Consider the following 22,861-nt stretch of genomic DNA (forward strand, 5'->3'; position numbering starts at 1 on the left):
ACATTCGAGAGGCATTCCAACATGACCCGTCGACCCATCACCTATGCGCTGCTTGCTGGCATGGCGCTCGCCCCGATCGCGGCGATCCCGGCCACCCAGGCCAACGCCCAGACCGTCGTCAAACCCAGCTCGCAGGATATCGTCCTGTCGATTGGGCGCGGCCAGCTGATCAATGTGTCCGGCACGATGACCGATGTGTTCATCGCCAACGACCAGATCGCTGACGTCCAACTGAAGTCGCAGCGTCAGCTGTATGTCTTCGGCAAGTCCGGCGGGACCACCACCGTCTACGCCAGCAATTCGCGTGGCGATATCATCTGGTCGGCCAATATCCGTGTCGGATCGAATATCGACAGCGTCGATCAGATGCTGGCGCTGGCGATGCCCGAAGCGAAGATTTCGGTCGCCACCATGGGCACCAATACCGTGCTTCTGACCGGCACCGTTGCCGCGCCCGAAGATGCCGCCGAGGCGCAGCGCCTGGTCGAGGCCTTCGTCGGCAAGGACACCAACGTCATCAGCCGGTTGAAGACCGCAACGCCCTTGCAGGTGAACCTGCGCGTGCGTTTTGCCGAAGTCAGCAAGACCTTCGTCCGCGCGATCGGCGTCAATCTTACCACCTTCGATAATACCAGCGGCTTCAAGTTCGGCGTGACCAATGGTCGTGCAGGCGTAGTGCCGTTGTATACTCCCAGCGGCGGCCTGTTTACCGGTGGCAGCAAGTCGACCGACGGCACCAGCCTCGTCACCGGTACGAGCAACGGGTCCACAATTGCCGCTTTCGGCAAATTCCTCGGCCTCGACATCGGCAGTGCGCTCGATTTGGGTGAAACGGAAGGATTGGTAACAACCCTGTCCGAGCCTAACCTGACCGCACTTTCGGGTGAAACGGCCGACTTCCTCGCAGGTGGTGAATTCCCGATCCCGCAGAGCCAGGGGCTGGGTTCGACCTCGGTCGTTTACAAAACCTACGGCGTCAAGCTGACCTACACCCCCACCGTGCTCGCCAACGGGCGCATCTCTCTGCGCGTCAAGCCCGAGGTGTCCGAACTGTCGAGCCAGGGTGCGGTGACGATCAATGGCTTCCAAATTCCCGCGCTGACCACGCGTCGGGCGGAGACCACGATCGAGCTCGGCTCCGGCCAGAGCTTCATGATCGCCGGGTTGATGTCCTCAAACTCGCAGAACTCCATCACCAAGGCTCCGGGCCTAGGGGACGTGCCGATCCTCGGCAATCTGTTCCGCTCGACCAATTTCCAGCGCGGCCAGACCGAGCTGGTGATAGTGGTGACGCCATACCTCGTCAAGCCGGTCGACGATCGTGACATCCACCTGCCGACCGACGGCTATCGCTCGCCTAACGAAGCGCAACGCCTACTCGGCTTCCTCGATAATGATGGCGTCTCCGGTGCCCAGCGTCCGATGCCGACGACTGCGCCGACAGCTCCCGTCGCCCCGCAGCTTTCGGAGCGGCAGCAACCGGTCGCCGACCAGCCGCGTCGCGCTGCGCAGCCCGCTCAGGCCGACAATGGCAAGAAGGGTGACGCCTCGGCGGCTCCCGGCTTCAGCTTCCAGTGAGGGATACCCGTAACATGAGCATTCAGATAAAACGTCAGCTTGCCGGTGCCCTTGCGCTGTCGCTGTCCTTGGGCCTCGCCGCCTGCGGTGGAATGCCGCAGAACCGCTCACTCTACAGCGTCAAGCAGCCAGTGGTCGAGCGCAGCACCGTAGCGCTCGATGTCAACACCGATGCCGATGGCCTGTCGATCTCGGAGCAGCAGCGGCTCGCCGCGTGGTTCCAGGCGATGGACCTGCGCTATGGCGATCGGGTTGCGGTCGAAGACCCGCAAGCCAGCCCGACAACCCGCGCGGCGGTTGCCAAGGTCGCCGGACGTTATGGCCTGCTGCTGTCGGATTCGACGGCAACGGGAATGACCGGCGTTGCGCCGGGTCAGGCTCGCGTCACGATTACCCGCTCGAGCGCCAGCGTACCCGGTTGTCCGGACTGGTCGGTCAAGACCGAAACCAATCTGACCAATGGTATCTCGCCCAATTTCGGTTGTGCCACGAACAGCAATCTGGCTGCGATGGTCGCCAATCCCGAAGATCTCATCAAGGGCCAGGAGGGCTCGCCTGACACCTATGTCAACACCTCCACCAAGGCCATCAATGCCTACCAGGAGAAAGCCGCTAGCAGCACTGCGAGCGGCGCCGGAACTTCCGGTGGCGGCACCAGCGGAGGACAATAAACCATGAATGCACCTTGGAAAGCAGGCTCAATGCCAGGAAATCGTGATCCGTTCGCCGCGTTTATCTGCGACGAAGCCGCGCTGGACGTGCTGCGTCCGGTCGTCATCGAACTCGGCTGGCAGCCGGAGAAGTGCAACAAGGGTGGCCTTCGCAATGCCGTCCAAGCGTTGTCGGTCAGTGCCAGCCCGAACATCCTGATGGTCGACCTGTCGGAGTGCGGCGATCCACTGAACGACATCAACGCGCTGGCCGAAGTGTGCGAACCGGGAACCGTGGTTATTGCGATCGGCCAGGTCAATGACGTGCGCCTGTATCGCGACCTGCTCGCCAGCGGCATTCACGACTATCTGCTTAAGCCGCTTTCGGCCAACAGCCTGCGCGATGCCCTCAACGGCGCACAGGCAGTATTCGCCGCACCCAAAACGGGTGAAGGCGATGGGGTCAAACACCACCTTTCCACTGCGATCATCGGCACTCGTGGTGGGGTTGGCGCTTCGACCCTGACCACGTCGCTGGCATGGTATTTTGCTGTCAAGAAGAACAAACCGACGGCATTGCTCGATCTCGACATCCATTTCGGGACCGGCGCGCTGGCACTCGATCTCGAACCGGGTCGAGGCCTTACCGATGCGATCGACAATCCCAGTCGCATCGACGGGCTGTTCATCGAGCGGGCGATGATCCGTGCGCACGATAACCTCGCGATCCTTTCCGCCGAGGCTCCGATCAACGCTCCACTAATGACCGATGGTTCGGCGTTTCTGCAGTTGCAGGAAGAATTCCGGCATGCTTTCGAACTTACGCTGCTCGATCTGCCGCGCTCGATGATGATCAACTTCCCGCAATTGCTTGGCGAAGTGAATATGGTGGTCATAGCAACCGAACTCACCTTGGCCAGTGCCCGCGATACGATCCGCATCCTTTCCTGGCTCAAGACGAATGCACCGCATGTAACCTCGCTGGTGGTCGCAAACCGCGTGGCATCGAACGCGCTCGAAATCAGCAAGGTCGATTTCGAAGCATCGATCGAACGCAAGCTCGACTTCGTTATTCCGATCGACGCAGCCGGCGCGGCCAAGGCGGCCAAACTCGGCCAGCCGATAATCGAAGCCAACCCGCAGAGCAAAAGCAGCGCACAGATCAAGGCGCTGGCAGAGAATATCCTCGGCGCGGTCGAGAACAACAGCACCGTGGATACCGAGCAGTCCGCGAATGGCAAGAAATCGCTGCTCGGCTCTTTCGATATCAAGAGCTTACTGGCGAAAAAGGACAAAGCGCCAGCATAGACCGAGTATGGTCGAAGGTGCGCCGCTGCGCTGCGCGCTCGCCAAGCGCGCAGCTGCGGACACAGGAATGGAGGACAAGGCGTGAACATGATCCAACTCATGGTGATCGTAGTCGGACTGCTGACAGTCAGCGGGCTGGGCTATATGGCGTTTGCCGGCCCTTCCATGGGCAAGGCGGGCCAGCGGCGGATCCAGCAGATCCGCTATCGCCATTCCGAAAGCACCGATGCGAAGGTAGAATCGCAACTCAAGAAAGCGATTGCCGCACGCCGTCCAAAGGCGCGCCGCGCAGCCGGGTCCAGTTCGCGTATCGAAGCGCTGGCCATTCGCCTAGACCGGACCGGAAAGAAGTGGACCCTGAGCCAATACGCCTACACATCTCTGGGTCTGGGACTTGTCGTTGCACTGCTAATCTTCCTGAAGAGCGGCGCTTTTCTGCTCGCATTGGGAGTTGGTGTCCTGATTGGAGCCGGCCTTCCCCATATGGTGGTCAACTCGATGATCAAGCGTCGCACCAACAAGTTCAACGTCAAGTTTGCCGATGCGATCGAACTGCTGGTTCGCGGACTGAGATCGGGCCTTCCGGTGACCGAGACGCTCTCCGTCGTAGCAACCGAAGTTGATGGTCCTGTCGGCGAGGAATTCAAGGGTGTGGTCGAACGCATCAAGATCGGTCGCACCATGGAGGATGCCCTTCAGGCAACAGCTGACAAGCTGAGCATCCCGGAATTCAACTTCTTCTGCATCACCCTTGCGATCCAGCGCGAGACCGGTGGCAATCTCGCCGAGACGCTGTCGAACCTTGCCGACGTGCTGCGCAAGCGCTCGCAAATGAAGCTCAAGATCAAGGCGATGAGCTCGGAATCCAAGGCCTCGGCCTACATCGTCGGCGCCCTGCCCTTCATCGTCTTCGGCCTGATCCTGTGGATCAACCCAGGCTATATTGGGAAGTTTTTTACCGATGATCGACTGGTCGTGATCGGCCTCGGCGGTCTCACCTGGATGGGCATAGGCTGCTTCATCATGGCCAAGATGGTCAGTTTCGAAATTTAAGAGGTCAAGCGGACATGCTCAATTCCTCCACCGGACCCACGCTGCTCGGCTTCGACGTCATTATGGTCGGTTCGATCCTTGCCGGGATCGCCGCATTCGCAATGGTATTCGCGGTCTATACTGCCGTGACCATCAAGGACCCGATGAGCAAGCGGGTGAAGGCGCTCAACGCCCGGCGCGACGAACTCAAGGCCGGTATCGTTACCGCCAATGCCCGCAAGCGCCAAAGCCTGGTGCGCAAGACCGAAAAGACCGAAAAGGTCAAGGATGCGCTGAGCAGCATGAAAGTGCTGCAACAGAGCCAGGTCGACATGATGGCGCAGAAACTTGCCTGGGCAGGTTTCCGCAACAAGGAAATGGCGGTCTACCTGATCGGCGCGCGCATGATCATGCCGATCGTCCTGGGTACGATTGCCTTCGTCATGCTCTATGTCGTTCAGATCTATCCCGACTGGCAGATGAAGCGTGTCATGGCCATGGGCGCGGTGCTGTTCCTGGGTTACAAGGGCCCCGAACTCTATCTTTCGAACATCGCCAAGAAGCGCACCGATGCAATCCGGAAGGGCCTGCCCGACGCGCTCGACCTGCTGGTCATCTGCGCCGAGGCCGGCCTCACTGTCGACGCCGCCTTCAACCGTGTAGCCAAGGAATTGGGCCGGGCCTATCCCGAGCTGGGTGACGAATTCGCGCTGACCGCGATCGAGCTTTCATTTCTCAACGAACGCCGCAAAGCGTTCAACAATCTCGCCTATCGCGTCGACCTCGAAGCGGTGAAGGGCGTGGTCACGACCATGGTCCAGACCGAACGCTACGGTACCCCGCTGGCCTCCGCCCTGCGTGTGCTTTCGGCCGAATTCCGCAACGAGCGCATGATGCGTGCGGAGGAAAAGGCCGCCCGCCTGCCCGCGATCATGACCGTGCCGCTGATCCTGTTTATCCTGCCCACGCTGTTCATCGTCATTCTTGGCCCTGCGGCCTGTTCGATCGCCGATGCGTTCAGCGGTGGCTCGGGCTTGGGCGGAGGGAATTGATCCAAGTCTTCGAAACCGGGGGTCCGGCTGACGATCAGTCCGCCAGGCTCTCGGGATCGAATTCTCCGGCGGCCTCTCGCAACCGCGCAAGCACCGCCCGCAAGGTTGCGCGCTCCTCGGAACTCAACGAGCTGAACAGCTCCTCCTCAATCTTCTCCGCCAGCGGCATGATCCGCGCATGGACCGCCCGCCCCTCGGCCGTCAGTTCGAGCAGATGCGAGCGCCCGTCATTCTCATTCGGCTTGCGTTCTGCAAGACCGCGCTCCTCCAGCGCCTTGCACGCGCGGTTGACCGGCACCTTGTCCATCAGCGTGAGCTGACAGAGCTGGCGCTGGGTCAGCGGCCCGCCGTCGCCGAGCACTGCCATAACGCGCCAATCCGTCATCCTTAGCGCAAACCGGCGCCGGTACTGATCGGCAATGCGTGTCGAGACGGCGTTCGACGCCAGCGAAAGCTGGTAGGGCAGGAACTCGGCGAGGCGTCTGGCGGTGCGGGTCGAAGCGTTCATCCACACGAACCTACCGTGGCATCTGCGGAATTCAAGTTGCGAGTGAAACTACTCGTAACCCGGCTCGTCCCACCAGGGATAGAAGTCGGGCATGTTCGCCCCGACCGTATCGGGATAGTCCGGCGCGCGCTTCTCCAGAAAGCTCTGCACACCCTCGCGCGCGTCGGCACTACGCGACAGGCGATAGATCGAGCGGCTGTCGATCCGGTGGGCCATCATCGGATGCGGCTCTGACGGCAGGCGCCACAGCATCGCGCGGGTCATCGCGACCGACACGGCAGAGGTGTTGTCGGCAATCTCGCGCGCAAGGCCGCGCGCCGCCTCCATGAGCTCGTCTTGTGGATGGACCGAGCGGACCAGCCCGCGATCCTTCGCTTCGGCAGCATCGAATATGCGGCCCGTCATGCACCATTCGAGCGCAGTCTGCATCCCTACGAGGCGCGGCAGGAACCAGCTCGACGCGGCCTCGGGCGTGATCCCGCGCCGCGCGAAGACGAAGCCGAAACGCGCATTGTCCGAACACAGCCGCATGTCGAAAGGCAATTGCATGGTTGCGCCCACGCCGACGGCCACGCCGTTGCACGCGCCGATCAGCGGCTTTTGCGAGTTGAACAAACGCAAGACCAGCCGCCCGCCCCCGTCGCGCACACGCTCGTCCGACAGGTCTTCCACCGGATTGGGGTCGGAGAACACATGCCCCCCGCCCTCCGGAGTGAGGTCCGCCCCGGCGCAGAACGCCCGCTCGCCATGCCCGGTGACGATCACCGCGCGCACGCTGTCGTCGGCATCGATCACGTCGAGCGCGTCGATCACCTCCTGCATCATCACGCGGGTAAAGGCGTTCATCTTCTCCGGACGATGCAGCGTGATCGTGGCTATGCCATCGGCAATATCGAGCTTGATCTGGGTGTAGGACATAAATTGAATTCCTCTCCGGTCAGTCCGCCTATCTGGAACACATGGAACACGGTCCTGACAATGAAAACCGCCCATTGCGAACAGGCAATGATGAGCGGCAGATTTGGCATGGTGCTGTCATGCGGAGCTTCTAACCCACGATCAGTCCCGTAGGAAATCGGTGGTCGGATTTTGAGAAACTGAGAGATGTCACAGGATAGCATACGAAGCAGCGACTTGAACCGGGCACCAACCGTCTGCTTTGGACCACTGAAGCAGGAAATCCTGCCTGTCAGGACACGACCAATTGTGGCCATAGCAGTACGGTGCCATGAAAACCAAAGCTATCTAGGGAGGGGCAAAGTGCAAAGAATGACGGATAGCGATTTTCAAAGGTTTTGGGGATACATTTCTCTAACCTCAGTTCTCATGTTCAGTATACTCTTGTTGTTCGATTTTCCGCTGGATGAGGTGATAAGCTATTCGGCAGGTTTTCTCGGTATCTCTTGCCTTGCGTTGTTCGGCTTTGGACTGTGGACACGCCGAAATCAGGGAGACGATTAACTTGAATGGCAAGTTCGGCGAATTAAAATTCGAGAAGCGGGAAAACTAAACTGTGTCTCCTTCCCCCAACAATCCCGCCATTATGGCCTGTCAGGACACGACACAGTTGCAGTACTCAATTAACTGACGATACTGCCACAATGGGTAACTTCAAAAGCAACGATTGGCAGCTTTCATTGGAGTTGGCTTTGCGCGGTGCTGTCTATGTCTTTACTGGCGCTGCAACCCTCGCACTTCTAAGCGTGTGTGGGTTCGCTTCGTTGATTGCAGTTGGCGGAACGGGCGGCTTCACTTCAAGTCTTCCGCCAGAGCATCCGGCATGGTTCGGGCTCGCCGCGGTCATTTGCATTTGGGTCGTATTACAATGGGCTCTCATCCAGTTGCATCGCTATTTGCTGTTGCGACTTGAGTCAGCTTTCGACACCTAACCCAACGTCAGCTTCCCCCAACAAATCCGCCATTTCGGCCGGTCAGGACACGACAACATTGCGGTCATGGCGTCGCTAATTCAGAATGCCTTGATGAACCTTCCCCCGTACAAACCCGACGAGCCTCATTGGCTTCAAATTGAGCGTCGTCGCAGATTCAATGACGCTGGTCGGGAGATTTGGTTCAGTCGCATCCTGTGGAGTTACTTTCCCATCCACTGGAAAGGATTCGCAGTCACGCTCGTGGGAATAGCTCTCACACTCGTCACTTGTTTCCTCATTGACCGCGACATGTCAGGCATCTTTGCCGTGCCTATGCTTGCGGGAATTGCGATCATGATTTGGATTTGCGAGCGACATTCTCCGACGCGCTCTTAGGTCAGCTAACCCAACATTGCTGTAATTTCCGCTCAGCGTCGAACGCCCTAGAGGCGGTTTAGCTGTATTAGATTACTAGCAATCTTAAGGCAGGCGTGGCAGCTTCACTTCCATTATCTGCGGGGGGAGCATGCGGGTATTTACACGTATCATCTGTGGCCTACTCGTTCTGTCGTCTTTGCCGAGTTGCTCTGCGCCCGAAGCCAAAGAGCCAGACGAAAGCCAGATTGTCACCGAGTATAATCGAAAGGCTGCTGATTTTCCCAAGCCGGTCTGTGAACCCGGCGCGAAGGTGCGCCAACCTCGAATCCTTGATGCTTCGCCGCAATACTTCCCACTGACCCTATTGAAGCCCACAATCGCTTGCCCAGCGGAAGCGCAGTGCCGGGGGCAGATGGTTGCGCTCCAATACGACTGGTTTTCCGGCATGTTGCGAGCAGCGTACGAGCCGTCATTCACTCAGAAGCGGCATGAAGAAGGCGATCGATATAATGCCCACTATCGCGTCATGGTGCTGCCTACGTTCGAGCATCCGATCATCGTCCGTTTCGATATCGGACCGCAGGGTGGGAAATTAGTAGCATCACTCTTGAGCGGCGCGGGCGGCTACCAGCCTGGCAAGGTCATTCGAAGGGTCGATCGCGCGATCACAGCTGCCGAACTTGCAAAGCTCAAGGGGCTAGTCTCTCAAAACGAGCTGCGTAATCTGCCTACTTCTATTTGCTGGGGTGGCCTCGATGGAAAGGAGACCGTCTTCGAGTTTCTTGATGCTTCGGGTTACAAGGTTATGCACCGATGGGAAGTGGCGCGGCCTTTGGCGAAATTGGAATCCTTCGCGCTTTCTCTAACGGGCTGGGACGACCTGCACGCTACATAGCCCACGGCATTCGAGACAACTCCAATGTCTGAAATCCCAACATATCCGCCATTCACGACCGATCCAAAAATCGCCAGAAGCAGACATCGACCACCCCGCCCATGCCCCACAAAACAACAGGCGCCGCTGCGAAGCCGCAACGGCGCCTGCCTTGAACCTGTCGCTGATGGAACTCAGCGCGGCGCCATCCGGATCGCGCCATCGAGGCGCACGTCCTCGCCGTTGAAATATCCGGTTTCGATCATGCACATCGCCAGCTTGGCGTATTCTTCCGGATTGCCGAGCCGCTTGGGGAACGGCACGCTGGCGGCCAGCGCTTCCTTCACCTGCGGCGGGGCGGCGTTCATCAGCGGGGTGTTGAAGATGCCGGGCAGGATCGTGTTCACCCGGATGCCCTCGCGCATCAAATCGCGCGCGATCGGCAGGGTCATGCCGACCACACCGCCCTTGGACGCGGAATAGGCGGCCTGACCCATCTGCCCGTCTTCGGCAGCGACCGAGGCGGTGTTGACGATCGCACCGCGTGCGCCTTCATCGTCCATCGGGTCGAGCGTCATCATCCCGGCCGCCGATTTGGCGATGCAGCGGAAGGTGCCGATGAGGTTCACCTGGATCACGAATTCGAACGCCTGCAGCGGGAAATGCTTGATCTCGCCGGTCTGCTTGTCGCGCGATGCGGTCTTGATCGCATTGCCGATACCGGCGCAATTGACGAGGATGCGTTCCTGCCCATGCGCTTCGCGCGCCTTGGCGAAACCGGCATCGACGTCCTCCTCGCTGGTCACATTGACCTTGCAGAACACACCGCCCAGTTCCTTGGCCATCGCTTCGCCCTTCTCCTCGTTCATGTCGAAGATGGCGACCTTGGCACCCTTGGCGGCGAGCGCGCGGGCGGTTGCCGCGCCGAGGCCGGAGGCACCGCCGGTCACGACGGCGGGGGTTTTGCTGCTGACTTCCATGATCTGTTCCTTTTCCTGATCCCCCGCAACAAGCGGGAGTCTCCTGCAAATGCAAGTGAGATCCCCGCCTGCGCAGGGCCCTTTCGCTGACTCAAAGCGCCTCGATAATGGTGACGTTGGCGACGCCGCCGCCCTCGCACATCGTCTGCAACCCGTATTTCAGCCCGCGCGCCTTCAACGCATGGATCAGCGTCGTCATCAGCTTGGTGCCGGATGCGCCGAGCGGGTGGCCGAGCGCGATCGCGCCGCCATTGACGTTGAGCTTGTCCGGATCCGCCCCAGTGTGCTTGAGCCAGGCAAGCGGGACCGACGCAAACGCTTCATTGACCTCGTAAAGGTCGATGTCGCCGATTTTCATGCCCGCCTTTTCGAGCGCGCGGTCGGTCGCGAACAGCGGCTCTTCCAGCATGATGACCGGGTCGCCCGCCGTGACAGTAAGGTTGTGGATGCGCGCCATCGGGGTCAGACCATGAAGATTGAGCGCCGCCTCGCTCAACACCAGCACCGCGCTCGACCCGTCGCAGATCTGGCTGCTGGTGGCAGCCGTGATAATCCCTTCGGGGCTGAGCAGTTTTACGGACGCAATGCTTTCAAGCGTCGCGTCGAAACGAATGCCCTCGTCCACCGTGTGCATCACCTCGCCCTCGGGCGTTTCGATGGCGACCGGCACGATCTCGGATTTGAACACGCCGCTTTCGGTCGCGCGGATCGCATTCTGGTGGCTCAGCAGGGCGAAACGGTCGAGGTCATCCTTGGTGAAGCCGTGCTTCTTAGCGATCATCTCCGCGCCGATGAACTGGGACCACTGGATGCCGGGATATTTCTCTTCGAGGCCGGGCGATTTGTAGTTCCCCAACCCTTCTTTCATGTGGAACATCGCGGTCGAGCCCATCGGCACGCGGCTCATGCTTTCCACGCCGCTGGCGATGACGACGTCCTGCGTGCCACTCATCACCGCTTGCGCGGCGAACTGCACGGCCTGCTGCGAGGAACCACACTGCCGGTCGATGGTGACGGCGGGCGTGCCCTCGCCCAGATGCTTCGTGGCAAGCACCGCATTGCGCCCGACCTGCATCGCCTGCTCACCGCCCTGGCTGACGCAACCCATCACCACATCCTCGACCGCGCGGGGATCGATCCCCGCGCGGTCGACAATCGCGTCGAGCGACTTGGCGGCGAGATCGACCGGATGGACCCCCGCGAGCCGCCCACCGCGGCGCCCTCCGGCAGTGCGAACGGCTTCGACGATATAAGCTTCGGGCATCCTGTAACTCCGGTTTTCTTTTGCTACTGTTTACGTGGACGTAAAGCGGGGGTGCTTGGTGGTCAAGGGAGAGTTGAGCGCAAACACAGTGCGTAAGAAAATTACAATTCTAGTGATTCCTAATACAACAATGCTCCAAATTCCTCACAAAAGTACCTGTGGTACGTGAGCAACAGGTGATGCGAAACTCGCCAAAATCCGGCGAATCTTGTTGCGACGGTAACGAGCCTGCCGCAATTCGCACGCAGCATGCGGCGGGATTTGTTGATCCTGTCGCGTCTGCAAACCCACCAAAAGGCTGAATTACCGGCCGTATCTAATAGGGGACATCCTCCAGATGAAACATCCCACCCTCCTCAAGGCAAGTGTCGCTCCGTTGGCGCTCGGCCTTGCGTTGGCGAGTGTGCCTGCCTTTGCGCAGGACACTACAACCGACGCGCAGGCGACCTCGCAATCCTCGTCAGACGCTGCACCTCCTGCTCCGGCTGCAGACAGCGGCTCGACCATCATCGTTACCGGTTCGCGCATTCCGCAGCCGAATATCGAAGGCGCAAGCCCGGTCACCGTTCTGAATAGCCAGGACATCAAACTCCAGGGTACGACTCGGATCGAAGACCTTACAAACAGCCTGCCGCAGGTGTTTGCTGGTCAGGCGAGCACGCTGTCGAACGGCGCCTCGGGTACGGCGACAGTCGACCTTCGCGGCCTTGGTGCTTCGCGTACGCTGGTGCTGGTCAACGGTCGTCGCCTGATGCCGGGTGACCCCAACGACTCCGCAGCCGACCTCAACGCCATTCCGGCTGGGCTGGTCAAGCGAGTTGAAGTTCTGACAGGCGGCGCCTCGTCGACCTATGGTGCAGACGCCGTTGCCGGTGTTGTCAACTTCATCATGGACACCGACTTCAGCGGTATCCGTCTCGATGGACAATACAGCTTCTATCAGCACAACAACCACAACGACTTCATCCGTCCGTTGCTTGATGCGCGCCAGGCGCAAGGGCTGAGCGGCTACGGCTATCCCGAGGGTAGCGTTGCTGACGGCGGTACTATCGACACTACGCTGACCATCGGCACCGGCTTCGACGACAACCGTGGCCATGTGACCGCCTACGTCGGTTATCGCAAGGCAAATCCTGTCATTCAGGCCCGTCGTGATTACAGTGCTTGTACTATCCAGAACACGAGTTCTGGCGCCAACCAGTGCGGTGGCTCGGCTACATCTGCCAACGGCAACGTGCTGCTTTACGATCCCACCACTGGCAACACGACCTCTTCGACGATCTACACGATCAGGCCGAACGGTGGTTTCGAGAATGGTTTGACGCGGTATAACTTTGCACCGTCGAACTATTTTCAACGTCCTGACGAGCGTTATACCGCCGGCTTCTTCGCCCATTACGACATCAACGACGCGATCCGTCCCTATGCTGAGTTCATGTTCATGGACGACCGCTCGGTGGCTCAGATCGCTCCGTCGGGTGACTTCGGCAATACGCTGACCGTCAACTGCGACAACCCGCTGCTGTCGGCCACTCAGAAATCCGTGGTTTGCGCAACGCCGAACCTCGTGAACGGTTATCTCGGCAACTTCCCGCTGACGGGTATGTTGAACCCGGGCCCGGCTCCGCTGACCTTCACCGATCCGACAACTGGTCAGACCTATAACCGTGCGTTCTTCCAGCTGCTCAAGCGCAACGTGGAAGGCGGTTATCGCGCCGCAGACTTCGAGCACACGCAATATCGCGGTGTGATCGGTGTCAAGGGCGATCTGAATCCGGCGTTCTCCTATGACGCATATTACCAGTATGGTCGGACGGTTTACACACAGGTTTACACCAATGAGCTGTCGATTGCCCGCTTGAACAAGGCGACGGACGTCGTCACCGATCCGAGCACTGGTAATCCGGTCTGCCGTTCGGCGCTTGACCAGAGTGACCCGAGCTGTGTTCCCTACGACGTCTTCGGTGGGAACATCACATCCGATGCTCTGAACTACGTCGCAGCATCGGGCTTCCAGAAGGGTATCGTCAGTGAGCAGGTGGCGAACGCCTCGATCACCGGCCAGCTCGGCCAGTATGGCATCCAATCCCCTTGGGCAGCGGATGGCTTGGGCGTCAACGTCGGCGTCGAGTACCGCAAGGAATCGCTCGACCTTCAGGTCGATCATGCTTTCGAAACCGGCGATCTGACCGGCCAGGGCGCTGCAACGCTTCCTGTTTCGGGTAACTATCACACCGTCGATTTCTTCGGTGAGGCGCAGCTTCCGATCGTCCAGGACAGCTTCATCAAGCTGCTGTCGGTCAACGCTGGCTATCGTCACTCGAACTACGACACGAGCAACGGCAAGACCTACGCTACCGATACTTACAAGTTCGGTGTCGAGTTCGCGCCGATCCGCGATATCCGGTTCCGCGCTTCGTACAACCGTGCAGTGCGTGTGCCGAATATCCAGGAACTGTTCGCTCCGCAGTTGGTGGCTCTGGATGGGTCGACCGATCCGTGCTCCGGGTTCAAGATCACTGCTGCTAACGTCGGCTGTATTGCTCAGGGACTTTCGATCGGCCAGCAGGTCGCTCCAAACCCCGCCCAGCAGTATAACGGCTTCATCGGCGGTAACCCGGACCTCGTTCCTGAAGTCGCGACAACCAAGTCGCTCGGAGTTGTGCTCCAACCGTCGTTCCTGCCCGGTTTCGCAGCATCGGTCGATTATTACGACATCAAGATCGAGAACGCGATCCAGGGCTTCGGCGCGGATGCAATCCTCAAGAGCTGTACGACAGACGTCAACCCCGTCGCTTGCGCGCTCATCCATCGTAACCCGGTCAGCGGGTCGCTGTGGCTGACGCCTGACGGTTTTGTTACGGACATCAACAGCAACGTTGGTAGCATCCAGACCAAGGGTATCGACGTAAACGCGTCCTACACGACGTCTGTCGGCAGCCTCGGCAGCATTTCGGCAAGTATCGTTGGGACCTATATCGACAAGTTCATCGTCGATAACGGCCTGACCGCGCCGTATGACTGTGCCGGTTACTATGGCGGCACTTGCGGCGGCTTGACGACTATTCCGTCGGCACCGACAGCAAAATGGCGTCACAAGGCTCGCCTGACCTGGGATATGCCTTCGGGTATCGGCCTGTCGCTGCAGTGGCGTTATTTCGGACCGGTGAGCGTTGACTCGTCGTCGAGCAACTCCACCCTCAATGGCAACCCAGGCAATCCTGGCGTGCATATTGCCGGTCAGAGCTGGTTCGACCTCGCGGGTTCCTTCAAGATGGGTGATCACTATACGTTCCGTATTGGTGTGAATAACATCTTCGACAAGGATCCGCCGCTGATCAGCTCGGGCGGTAGCGGCTATGACAGCTCGTGCCCGACCGGCCCGTGTAACGGTAACACTTACCCGGCAGTCTATGACTCGCTCGGTCGGTACATCTTTGCCGGTGTCACGCTCGACTTCTAATTAGCCAAGTCGATACAAATACGAAGGGCGGCCAATTGGCCGCCCTTTTTTTGTACTGCCGCCCCTTTCAAGCCCCGGCCCAATCCGTCTAAAGCACCAACATGAACACCCAAACAGACAAGTCCGCGAAATTCGACGAAGCTTTGCACATGGCGCGAAGCGGTCGTACCGCCGAGGCCCGTTCGCTTTGCAAAACCATTCTCCAAACCAGCGGAGAACGCCCCGATGTCCATGCCTTCCTTGGTATGCTCGATTGCCGGGAAGGCCGCTTCGAAGATGGCATTGAACATCTCAGCCAGGCATTGAAGCTGCGTCCTGACGACGTGACCATTGCGCTCAACATGGCAACAGCACTTATGCAACTGGGCAGGAACAGCGAGGCGCTGGATATCTGTACGGACTCGCTGATCGCCAAGGACCAGTCCCTGCGCCTTTTGCGCACAAAAGCCTATTTGCTCCAGACGTTAGAGGACAATGAAGGCGCTATCGTGGCTTATCGCCGGATCCTCGACGCTGTCCCCGACGACTTCGAAGCCTTGAACAACCTGGGCAATTCCTATGCCGCTGCTGGGCAAATGGAAGAGAGTCTTGTGTCCCTGCGCAAGGCGCACGACGCACGCCCGGATATCGCTCCGTTGACGATGAACCTGGCGACGACACTTCTACAATTGGGTCAGATAGACGAAGCGCGCAACCTGCTGGAGGATGCGACCGCCCGTTTCCCGCGTGACGCAAAACCTCGCATCGAACTGGCTGGAATTCACAGACTTCAGGGCGACGATGATACGGCCAGAAGGCTGTTCGAAGAGGCTATCGCACTGGAACCAAGCGATCCCGAACTGCGCGTGCGACTGGGGATCGAACTGGCCAAGGCGTGGAAAATGACCGAGGCAGAGGAAAGTTTCGATCGGGCCCTAAGCATCGATCCGCGTAATGGCGATGCGCATATCCGCAAGGCGCTGATCCTCGAACATACCAACAGGTACGATCAGCTAACCAATCTCATAGATGCGGCGCGCAGTCGTGGAATCGATCAAGGAACCATCGATTTCATCCGCGCCCTTCACCTGCGGCGCGAAAAGGCCTGGGAGGAAGGTATCGAAGTCCTAAGCAATGTACCTGAGGACATCGAACCGGTCCGTCGGTTCCAATTACTGGGCCAGTTTCACGATAGCCTGGGCAATGCCGAGGCTGCGTTCGAAGCCTTTTCGGCAATGAACGAGCAAGTAAGAACGGAACAGCCCGCAACAGAAGCGCTCGCGAGCGACTATCGTCGCGAGATCAGGGACGGCATTGCGGAGCTTCGTAAGCTGAAAGCGCCTGCTGTCTTAAACATGCAGGCAAGCGCACCCGCCCGAACTCCGGCATTTCTGGTCGGGTTTCCACGATCCGGCACAACTCTTCTCGATACCTTGCTGCTAGGCCATCCAAGTGTTCAGGTGCTTGAGGAAAGGCCTCCCCTCAATGTCGCCGAGGAGGTTCTGAATCAAAGCAGCGAAAAGAGCGATTTCTCGGCCTCAGAAGTCGAAGCGGCACGCGAGGCCTATTTCACAGAAGCAGACAAATGGATCGATCTGCGGCCCGATAGCCTGCTCGTCGACAAATTCCCGCTACACATGAATAAAGTGCCGAGTATTCTGGCCCTTTTCCCGAACCCCCGATTTATCCTTGCGCTACGCCATCCCTGTGACGTGGTACTGAGTTGTTACATCACAAATTTCCGCCCGAACAAGGCAATGTCCAATTTCCTCAACCTCAAGACCGTTGCCGAACTCTACGACCTCAGTTTCACCTGTTGGGAAGCGGCAAGATCGCATTTCTCGCTCGATGTGCATGAAATCGTCTACGAAAAGATGCTCGATAACTCACGCAGTGAATTGCAACCGGTGTTCGAATTCCTTGGACTCGATTGGCGCGAAGAAATTCTCGACCACCAGCAGACGGCAGTCAGCCGCGGCGTCATTACCACGGCGAGCTATGGCCAGGTCACCGAGCCGCTGTATCGCCGTGCAATGGGGCGCTGGGAACGCTATCGTGAGCAACTGGAACCCGTTCTCCCGATCCTTCAACCGTGGATCGAGAAATTCGGCTACAGCACTTAAACAGGGTACGTAGTAGTGATTGATTATCGCTTGGCAAGCTCGCTTGTGCGTAAATCGTCCGATGGATGAACTTTTCGCCATTGCAAGAGCCGCTCTGTCCTCCGGGGAGGAACGTGTTGCTCTGGCGAAAATCGATAACGCAATTTCCGGCAAGGGCGACGATCCACAGCTCTTGCAATGGAAAGCACTGCTCCATCGCTCTCTCGACGAGCATCCCAGCGCTGTTTCGGCCATTTCATCGGCCCATCGATTAGCTCCCACCAATGCCTCGGTTACTCAAGGCTACGCGCAGATCGCCCTCGAAGCGGGATTGCCCGCTGAGCAATTGTTCGAACAGGCGTGGCGGCTTGCGCCAGGCAAACCGGACATCATGATCGGGCTTTGCGCTGCGCATGTGGCTGCAGGCAATGCTCCGCAAGCAATCGCCGTGTTGCAGCAGGTGCTCAAACAATCGCCGCAATGGATTGCCGGTCATCAGCAACTGGCACGAATCTTCGCCCTCACCGGAGCGAGCGAACAGATCATAGCATCGTTCAACGCCGCACTCACCCTTCGCCCGCGCAACGTCGCCCTGCGTCGAGCACTGGTCGCAGCCCTGATCGATATGCGACAATACACTGCTGCACGCGATATGGTGAATGACGCCCCTTTCGATGTATCGGCCAACAGCCTCGACGATCTTCACGCGGCCATCCTCACCGAACTTCGCGAGGACGAACTTGCGGATGCAATGTTTGCACGCTTACCGATTGGGAATGGAAACAACAGCGATCTGTTTCGCGCGCGGCATTTGCTCCGTGTCGGAAGGATCGATGTTCTTCACAAGCTGCTCGACGGCTGGCTGAGGCCAGAGAATCCTTTGTTCTGGCCTTATGCGGCGATCGTCTGGCGCATGATGGAAGATTCGCGCCATGATTGGCTGGAAGGTCAGGAGAGTCTGGTCTCGATTATCGATTTGACGGACAGGCTGCCACCACTCGAACAGCTGGCCACCTGCTTGCGTAGCCTGCACGAGAGGGGCGGCGAGATGCCGGAACAGTCGGTTCGTGGCGGTACTCAAACTGATGGTATGCTGTTCCGCCGGACCGAGCCGGAAATCCAGCAGGTTCGAGAAGCCGTTAGCGAAGCTGTGAGGCAGCATATCGCTGGATTGGCGGAAATGGATCCAACTCATCCAACGCTGCGCTGGCGGCGTGACCGCGCAGTGCGCTTTGCTGGATCATGGTCCGTCAGGCTAGGAGCCTCGGGCCGGCACTCGAACCATGTTCATCCCCATGGCTGGCTGAGCTCGGCACTCTATGTGTCATTGCCTGAAAAACGCACGAACCAACCCGATAATGCCGGGTGGCTGACGCTCGGCGAACCTCAGAGAAGTTTGGGGATCGAATTGACTTCGCTCAGGAAAATCGAGCCACGCTCAGGTCGTCTCGTACTGTTTCCTTCCACAATGTGGCATGGGACGCTGCCATTTGCCGAAGGGGAAAGAATGACAATCGCCTTCGACATTGCGCCACCTCGATGACAGAATGGCGCAAGTCTTGTCATGACCGGCAAATGCGCTCAATCTCAGCACATCGACAGGTAGTATGAATCCCACAATTTCTCGGAGTTTCCTCATGATATCTACGTCGCGACTGAAGAAGGCCAAGCTGCTATCTCTGGGAATACTTGTGACGGGGTTGACGGTCTCTACAGCTCAGGCGCCGCTCCAGGCGAAGCAAAAGGACGACAATCACTATCTCCAGGAACTGCGCACATGCCAGGCCGAAACACAAGCAGACGAAAGGCTGGCCTGCTTCGACAAGGCAGCAAACGCGCTGGTCAACGCAGCAGATAGTGGCGATTTGACGATCGTCGATCGCGAGAAGGTGCGGGACACAAGGCGCAAACTGTTTGGCTTCTCCATCCCCGACTTCGGAATTTTCGGAGGCCACGTCAAGGATCGCAAGGAAGAAAACGAGTTTAAGCAGCTCGACACCACGATCGCTAAGGTTCGCTATGGTCCGCGTGGAAGCCTTATTTTGACCACTCAAGAAGGCGCTGTCTGGGAGATCTCTGATGCTCCCACCCGCCTTCGATCCATCCGAGCGGGCCAAAAGCTAGAAATTCGCAAAGGCGTGCTGAATTCCTATTTTCTGCGGATCAACGGTCAGCCCGGTGTGAAAGGGCAGAGAATCGGCTAACCTGCATTGATCGCAAGCCAATCCTTGGCAATCACGCATTCTCAACATCACATACCGATAGATAGATAGTTACAGTTGTTGCAAATCAGCGACAGATTTCGACAATGTTGTACAGAGGGTCCCAAAAAACACTCAGCGACCTTGCTTATCCCGACGAGATAGCATTTAAAGAATATGTGCGCTTTCACAGCGCTAGCTGAGGGGAAATACACATGAAGTCTCATTACGGGGCCGCTCGTCGCGGCCGTGCTTTTATGCTTGCGGGCGCTGGCCTGCTTGCTGTTGCAGTCTCTTCGCCATCCTATGCGCAAGACGAAACTGCTGCGGATGCGCCAACATCCACCAACGATGGTTCCTGCGTCGACCCGAACAACGCCGGCGTTTGCGCTACTTCAGCAAATGCAGATACGGAAGGTCCGGCAGCGTTTGATAACAACGCAATCGTCGTTACTGGCTCGCGCATTCCAAATCGCACATTCGATTCACCATCACCGGTTACGGTTCTGACGCGCGACGATGCGACGGTTGCAGGCTTCGATTCAACAACAGAGTTGTTGCAGAGCACTGCTGTAACTGCTGGCGCCCGCCAAATTGACAACTCCTTTACCGGATTCATCGTTGATGGTGGGCCTGGCGCCAACACGCTTTCGTTGCGCAGCCTTGGTGCTGCTCGTACGCTTATCCTCTTGAACGGTCGCCGTCTGTCGCCTTCCGGGACCAACAATGGGCTGGCTTCTGCCGATCTTAACGTACTGCCAAGTGCGATCGTTCAGCGGGTTGAAGTCCTCAAGGACGGTGCGTCTTCGATTTACGGTTCTGACGCTGTCGCTGGCGTTGTTAACATCATCACCGACCAGAAATTCGAAGGTCTGACGCTCGATGGCGGCGTCTCCGTTCCCGAAGTTGGTGAAGGCGTCACGCGTCGCCTTGCTGTAATCGGTGGCTATAACGGCGACCGCTTCCGGATCTCGGGCTCGTTTGAAGCCTATGCTCGTAGCAATTTGTCGTTTGCTGCACATGATTATCTTCAGTGCCAAACCTATTACCTGCGTTCTGCGCCGGATCAGCCTTGGGGCTCGGGCGACCCTGTCGACCCAAGGACTGGTGAACCAAAATGTTATCCTACCGGCTTCACTGGTACCAGCGGCGTTACGGTGAATACCATCGGCACCAGCGTCATCGCGGGTGCAGCAGGTGGGCCTGGTAACCCTGCGCTCGGTACCTTCAACCGATTTCGTTATAATCCTGCTGCCGGCGGCAGTGTACCCGGTTGGGAAGGCGTCAATGGTGGTGGTTTCGGCCTCGATAATCGCGACACCTACAATTCGAAATTCTTCGACAAGTCGCTGATTTCACCCACCACCAACTACAATGCTTACGTGCAGACCAGCTATGATTTGCATGCCCTGGGGGACGCTCAGCTTTACGGCAGCGTCTTGTACACCAGGCGCGAATCGGCTCAACGCAACTTCTTCCAGATGATTCTGGACTACCCGAACGGTAGTCCACTGATCCCTGCCGAATTGCAATTTTCGGATCAAGCGCCAACAGATCAGACCAATGGCCAGGATCTGGGCGTCCGTGTGTTTACGAGCCGCAATTACACTTCGACTCAAAATGTTGACTACTTCCGAGTCGGTGGCGGCTTGCGTGGCTCATTGCCTTTCAAGGACTGGCGGTATGATATTTATGCCGGAACCTCGTACAACTTTGGCGAATACTTCCTCGTTCAGCCGATAACGAGCCGTCTCATTCAAAGCATGGACGTTGTTGCCAGCGGGTCGGGCTTCGCTTGTAGCGATCCCTCGAATGGTTGCGTGGCCGCCCCGGCGCTTACCGGGGCACTTGTGAACGGCGATGTGCCGCAGGATTTCCTGAATTTCATCGCTCCCACAGTTAGGGGAACGACCAAATTCTGGGAGACCACGTTCTCGGGCCAGGTAACAGGTAGCCTCTTCACTCTTCCAGGCGGCGACGTCGGCGTTGCTTTGGGTGCGGAGTACCGCAAGCAGCGCATCGAAGATGTGCCGCCTATCGAGCAGCAAACCGGTCAGTTGTACAACTATTCCACCGCGGGCATCACCGAGGGCAAAGACGCCGTTAAAGAAGTGTTCGGAGAAATTAATGTACCGCTTCTCGCAAATCAGCCATTCTTCCATGAGCTGACTCTGAACGGCTCGGTCCGTTACACTGACTATGACAGCTACGGTTCCGATTGGACCTACAAGATCGGCGGCGTGTGGTCTCCCATCCGTGCCTTGGCCTTCCGCGGCACTTATGGCACCTCGTACCGCGCTCCGGCTTTGTCCGAGCAGTTCCAGGCCGCGACGGCTGGGTTCCTGTCGAGCAACACCGACCCCTGCTATCAGTATGGCGATAAGGATCCTTCCACATCGCTGTACAAAAACTGTCTGGCTGCGGGAATTCCCACAACCTTTGGTGATGGGCAGGCAGGGTCACCTCTCGGGCAGAGTGTTCAGGTTCTCAATGTTGGTGGCGCAGCCACTGGCCTTGCTGCTGAGACATCGAAGAACTGGACCGTAGGTGCGGTGATCCGGAATCCTCTTCCTAAGGCTCTCGGAAACTTTGAATTCGCTGTCGATTACTTCGACATCCAGGTCGACAACGGTGTCGCAACGCTAGGGGCGAGCAACATTCTCAACTCCTGCTATAATGACCCCAACTTCGACCAGGGCAATCTCGGTGGCGAGTTGTGTCGGCTTATCTCTCGCGACGGAGCCAGCTCGACAACGCCGTACCGCGCAACTGTGACAAACGGAAACGTCAACATCGCTACCGACAAGGTTCGTGGCCTCGACTTCAATGCTCGCTACGTCCTTCCAATCGGTAACGGCTCTCTCCGCTTGAACGCATCGGCAACCCGCTATCTCGAACAGGCTGATCGTACCTTCCCGACAGATCCATTGGTCGATAACAATGGCGATATTTACTATCCTAAGTGGACCGGTAACTTCGACGCCACATATAGGATTGGAAAGGTAAGTTTCTATTACGGTCTCAACTGGGTAGGCGTGATGGATAGTTATGAAGCGAATGACGAAGATCCGGCGACAAGTGATTATCAGTTCCGTACGCCGAATTATTTCACACACACTGCTTCAGTACGCCTGAATCTTGACAACTTTGCCATAACAGCTGGCGTGAAGAATTTTACCGATTCGACACCGCCCAGCATCTCGGCTTTTGTCTATAACAGGTTGGGCAATGCGCCTCTGTATAGTGGGTTCGATTTTGTTGGCCGGACCTATTACATGAACTTCACAGCGAAAATCTTCTAAGACATTCGCTGGATTGTAAATATCGGCGGCTCCGCTTAAGGCGGGGCCGCCTTTTTTGTTTGATAGCCTGTCGTTTGTGCAACCGCTGAATAACCAACCATTTGCATAGCATTTTGACCGACATCGTCTTCTCGGCAATCCATGTGAAAATGCCAAGCTGAACATTACAGATCGGTAATATTTTATTTTGGCGGCTGGAGGCATTCAAATCCAAATGCTTCGGGCGGCGCGACCAAATGCCCTTACAGAGAGAAATGAAATTGCGCGAATGGCTCGAATGGCAATCCAAGTCTTTCGCGTAGCTGAAGTTGGCTTTTGA

The 22,861-nt window shown here is 58.0% G+C and carries 17 protein-coding genes; 12 read left to right on the top strand and 5 right to left on the bottom strand.

Going from position 1 to position 22,861, the window contains the following annotated elements:
* Positions 1-21 precede the first annotated feature (21 nt).
* The 5 genes from GRI58_RS01805 to GRI58_RS01825 all read left to right on the top strand — a co-directional run bounded on the left by GRI58_RS01805 (position 22) and on the right by GRI58_RS01825 (position 5,620).
* A complete protein-coding gene (locus GRI58_RS01805) occupies positions 22-1,578 on the top strand; it encodes a type II and III secretion system protein family protein (protein ID WP_160751831.1) in 1,557 nt (518 codons plus the stop codon).
* A 14-nt stretch (positions 1,579-1,592) separates the two neighbouring features.
* The gene (locus tag GRI58_RS01810) at positions 1,593-2,249 is read left to right on the top strand and encodes a CpaD family pilus assembly protein (RefSeq protein WP_160751832.1); all 657 of its coding nucleotides are present in this window, start codon (positions 1,593-1,595) and stop codon (positions 2,247-2,249) included.
* Between the two features lie 3 nt (positions 2,250-2,252).
* On the top strand, positions 2,253-3,536 hold the full coding sequence (locus GRI58_RS01815) for a pilus assembly protein CpaE (RefSeq protein WP_160751833.1): 1,284 nt from the start codon (positions 2,253-2,255) through the stop codon (positions 3,534-3,536).
* 81 nt (positions 3,537-3,617) lie between these two features.
* Positions 3,618-4,589, top strand: a complete 972-nt coding sequence (locus GRI58_RS01820; RefSeq protein WP_160751834.1) for a type II secretion system F family protein — start codon at positions 3,618-3,620, stop codon at positions 4,587-4,589.
* A 14-nt stretch (positions 4,590-4,603) separates the two neighbouring features.
* Entirely contained in the window at positions 4,604-5,620 is a 1,017-nt protein-coding gene (locus GRI58_RS01825) for a type II secretion system F family protein (RefSeq protein WP_160751835.1), read from the top strand.
* Positions 5,621-5,654: 34 nt separating this feature from the next.
* On the opposite strand, the gene GRI58_RS01830 is transcribed toward GRI58_RS01825, so the two are convergent.
* Together GRI58_RS01830 and GRI58_RS01835 are read right to left on the bottom strand one after the other, a co-directional pair.
* Entirely contained in the window at positions 5,655-6,128 is a 474-nt protein-coding gene (locus GRI58_RS01830; RefSeq protein ID WP_160751836.1) for a MarR family winged helix-turn-helix transcriptional regulator, read from the bottom strand.
* A gap of 48 nt (positions 6,129-6,176) precedes the next feature.
* Positions 6,177-7,046: a crotonase/enoyl-CoA hydratase family protein gene (locus GRI58_RS01835; RefSeq protein ID WP_160751837.1), complete on the bottom strand. Its 870-nt coding sequence runs from the start codon at positions 7,044-7,046 to the stop codon at positions 6,177-6,179.
* A 683-nt stretch (positions 7,047-7,729) separates the two neighbouring features.
* Between GRI58_RS01835 and GRI58_RS01840 the strand changes: the two genes are divergently transcribed.
* Together GRI58_RS01840 and GRI58_RS01845 are read left to right on the top strand one after the other, a co-directional pair.
* On the top strand, positions 7,730-8,017 hold the full coding sequence (locus GRI58_RS01840) for a hypothetical protein (RefSeq protein WP_160751838.1): 288 nt from the start codon (positions 7,730-7,732) through the stop codon (positions 8,015-8,017).
* A 508-nt stretch (positions 8,018-8,525) separates the two neighbouring features.
* Entirely contained in the window at positions 8,526-9,272 is a 747-nt protein-coding gene (locus GRI58_RS01845) for a hypothetical protein (RefSeq protein ID WP_160751839.1), read from the top strand.
* Between the two features lie 173 nt (positions 9,273-9,445).
* On the opposite strand, the gene GRI58_RS01850 is transcribed toward GRI58_RS01845, so the two are convergent.
* Together GRI58_RS01850 and GRI58_RS01855 are read right to left on the bottom strand one after the other, a co-directional pair.
* Positions 9,446-10,231 (bottom strand): SDR family NAD(P)-dependent oxidoreductase, encoded by a 786-nt coding sequence (locus GRI58_RS01850; RefSeq protein ID WP_160751840.1) that lies wholly within the window; start codon positions 10,229-10,231, stop codon positions 9,446-9,448.
* 91 nt (positions 10,232-10,322) lie between these two features.
* Positions 10,323-11,495: an acetyl-CoA C-acetyltransferase gene (locus GRI58_RS01855; RefSeq protein WP_160751841.1), complete on the bottom strand. Its 1,173-nt coding sequence runs from the start codon at positions 11,493-11,495 to the stop codon at positions 10,323-10,325.
* Positions 11,496-11,832: 337 nt separating this feature from the next.
* Between GRI58_RS01855 and GRI58_RS01860 the strand changes: the two genes are divergently transcribed.
* Positions 11,833-14,958, top strand: a complete 3,126-nt coding sequence (locus GRI58_RS01860) for a TonB-dependent receptor domain-containing protein (RefSeq protein WP_160751842.1) — start codon at positions 11,833-11,835, stop codon at positions 14,956-14,958.
* On the opposite strand, the gene GRI58_RS15515 is transcribed toward GRI58_RS01860, so the two are convergent.
* Complete coding sequence (locus GRI58_RS15515) at positions 14,955-15,248, bottom strand: hypothetical protein (RefSeq protein ID WP_237452009.1); 294 nt, start codon at positions 15,246-15,248, stop codon at positions 14,955-14,957. The two genes, GRI58_RS01860 and GRI58_RS15515, sit on opposite strands and share 4 nt — an antisense overlap.
* A 12-nt stretch (positions 15,249-15,260) precedes the next feature.
* On the opposite strand from GRI58_RS15515, the gene GRI58_RS01865 reads away from it, so the two are divergent.
* The 4 genes from GRI58_RS01865 (at position 15,261) to GRI58_RS01880 (ending at position 22,542) form a co-directional block, all read left to right on the top strand.
* A complete protein-coding gene (locus tag GRI58_RS01865; protein WP_237452010.1) occupies positions 15,261-17,060 on the top strand; it encodes a tetratricopeptide repeat-containing sulfotransferase family protein in 1,800 nt (599 codons plus the stop codon).
* A gap of 61 nt (positions 17,061-17,121) precedes the next feature.
* Positions 17,122-18,582, top strand: coding sequence for a 2OG-Fe(II) oxygenase family protein (locus GRI58_RS01870; protein WP_160751844.1), 1,461 nt, complete (start codon positions 17,122-17,124; stop codon positions 18,580-18,582).
* A 94-nt stretch (positions 18,583-18,676) separates the two neighbouring features.
* Positions 18,677-19,243: a hypothetical protein gene (locus GRI58_RS01875; RefSeq protein ID WP_160751845.1), complete on the top strand. Its 567-nt coding sequence runs from the start codon at positions 18,677-18,679 to the stop codon at positions 19,241-19,243.
* Between the two features lie 212 nt (positions 19,244-19,455).
* On the top strand, positions 19,456-22,542 hold the full coding sequence (locus tag GRI58_RS01880) for a TonB-dependent receptor domain-containing protein (protein ID WP_160751846.1): 3,087 nt from the start codon (positions 19,456-19,458) through the stop codon (positions 22,540-22,542).
* Positions 22,543-22,861: the final 319 nt, after the last annotated feature.

Origin of the sequence: Qipengyuania algicida, from assembly GCF_009828025.1 — a bacterium.
In the GTDB taxonomy this organism is placed as follows: domain Bacteria; phylum Pseudomonadota; class Alphaproteobacteria; order Sphingomonadales; family Sphingomonadaceae; genus Qipengyuania; species Qipengyuania algicida.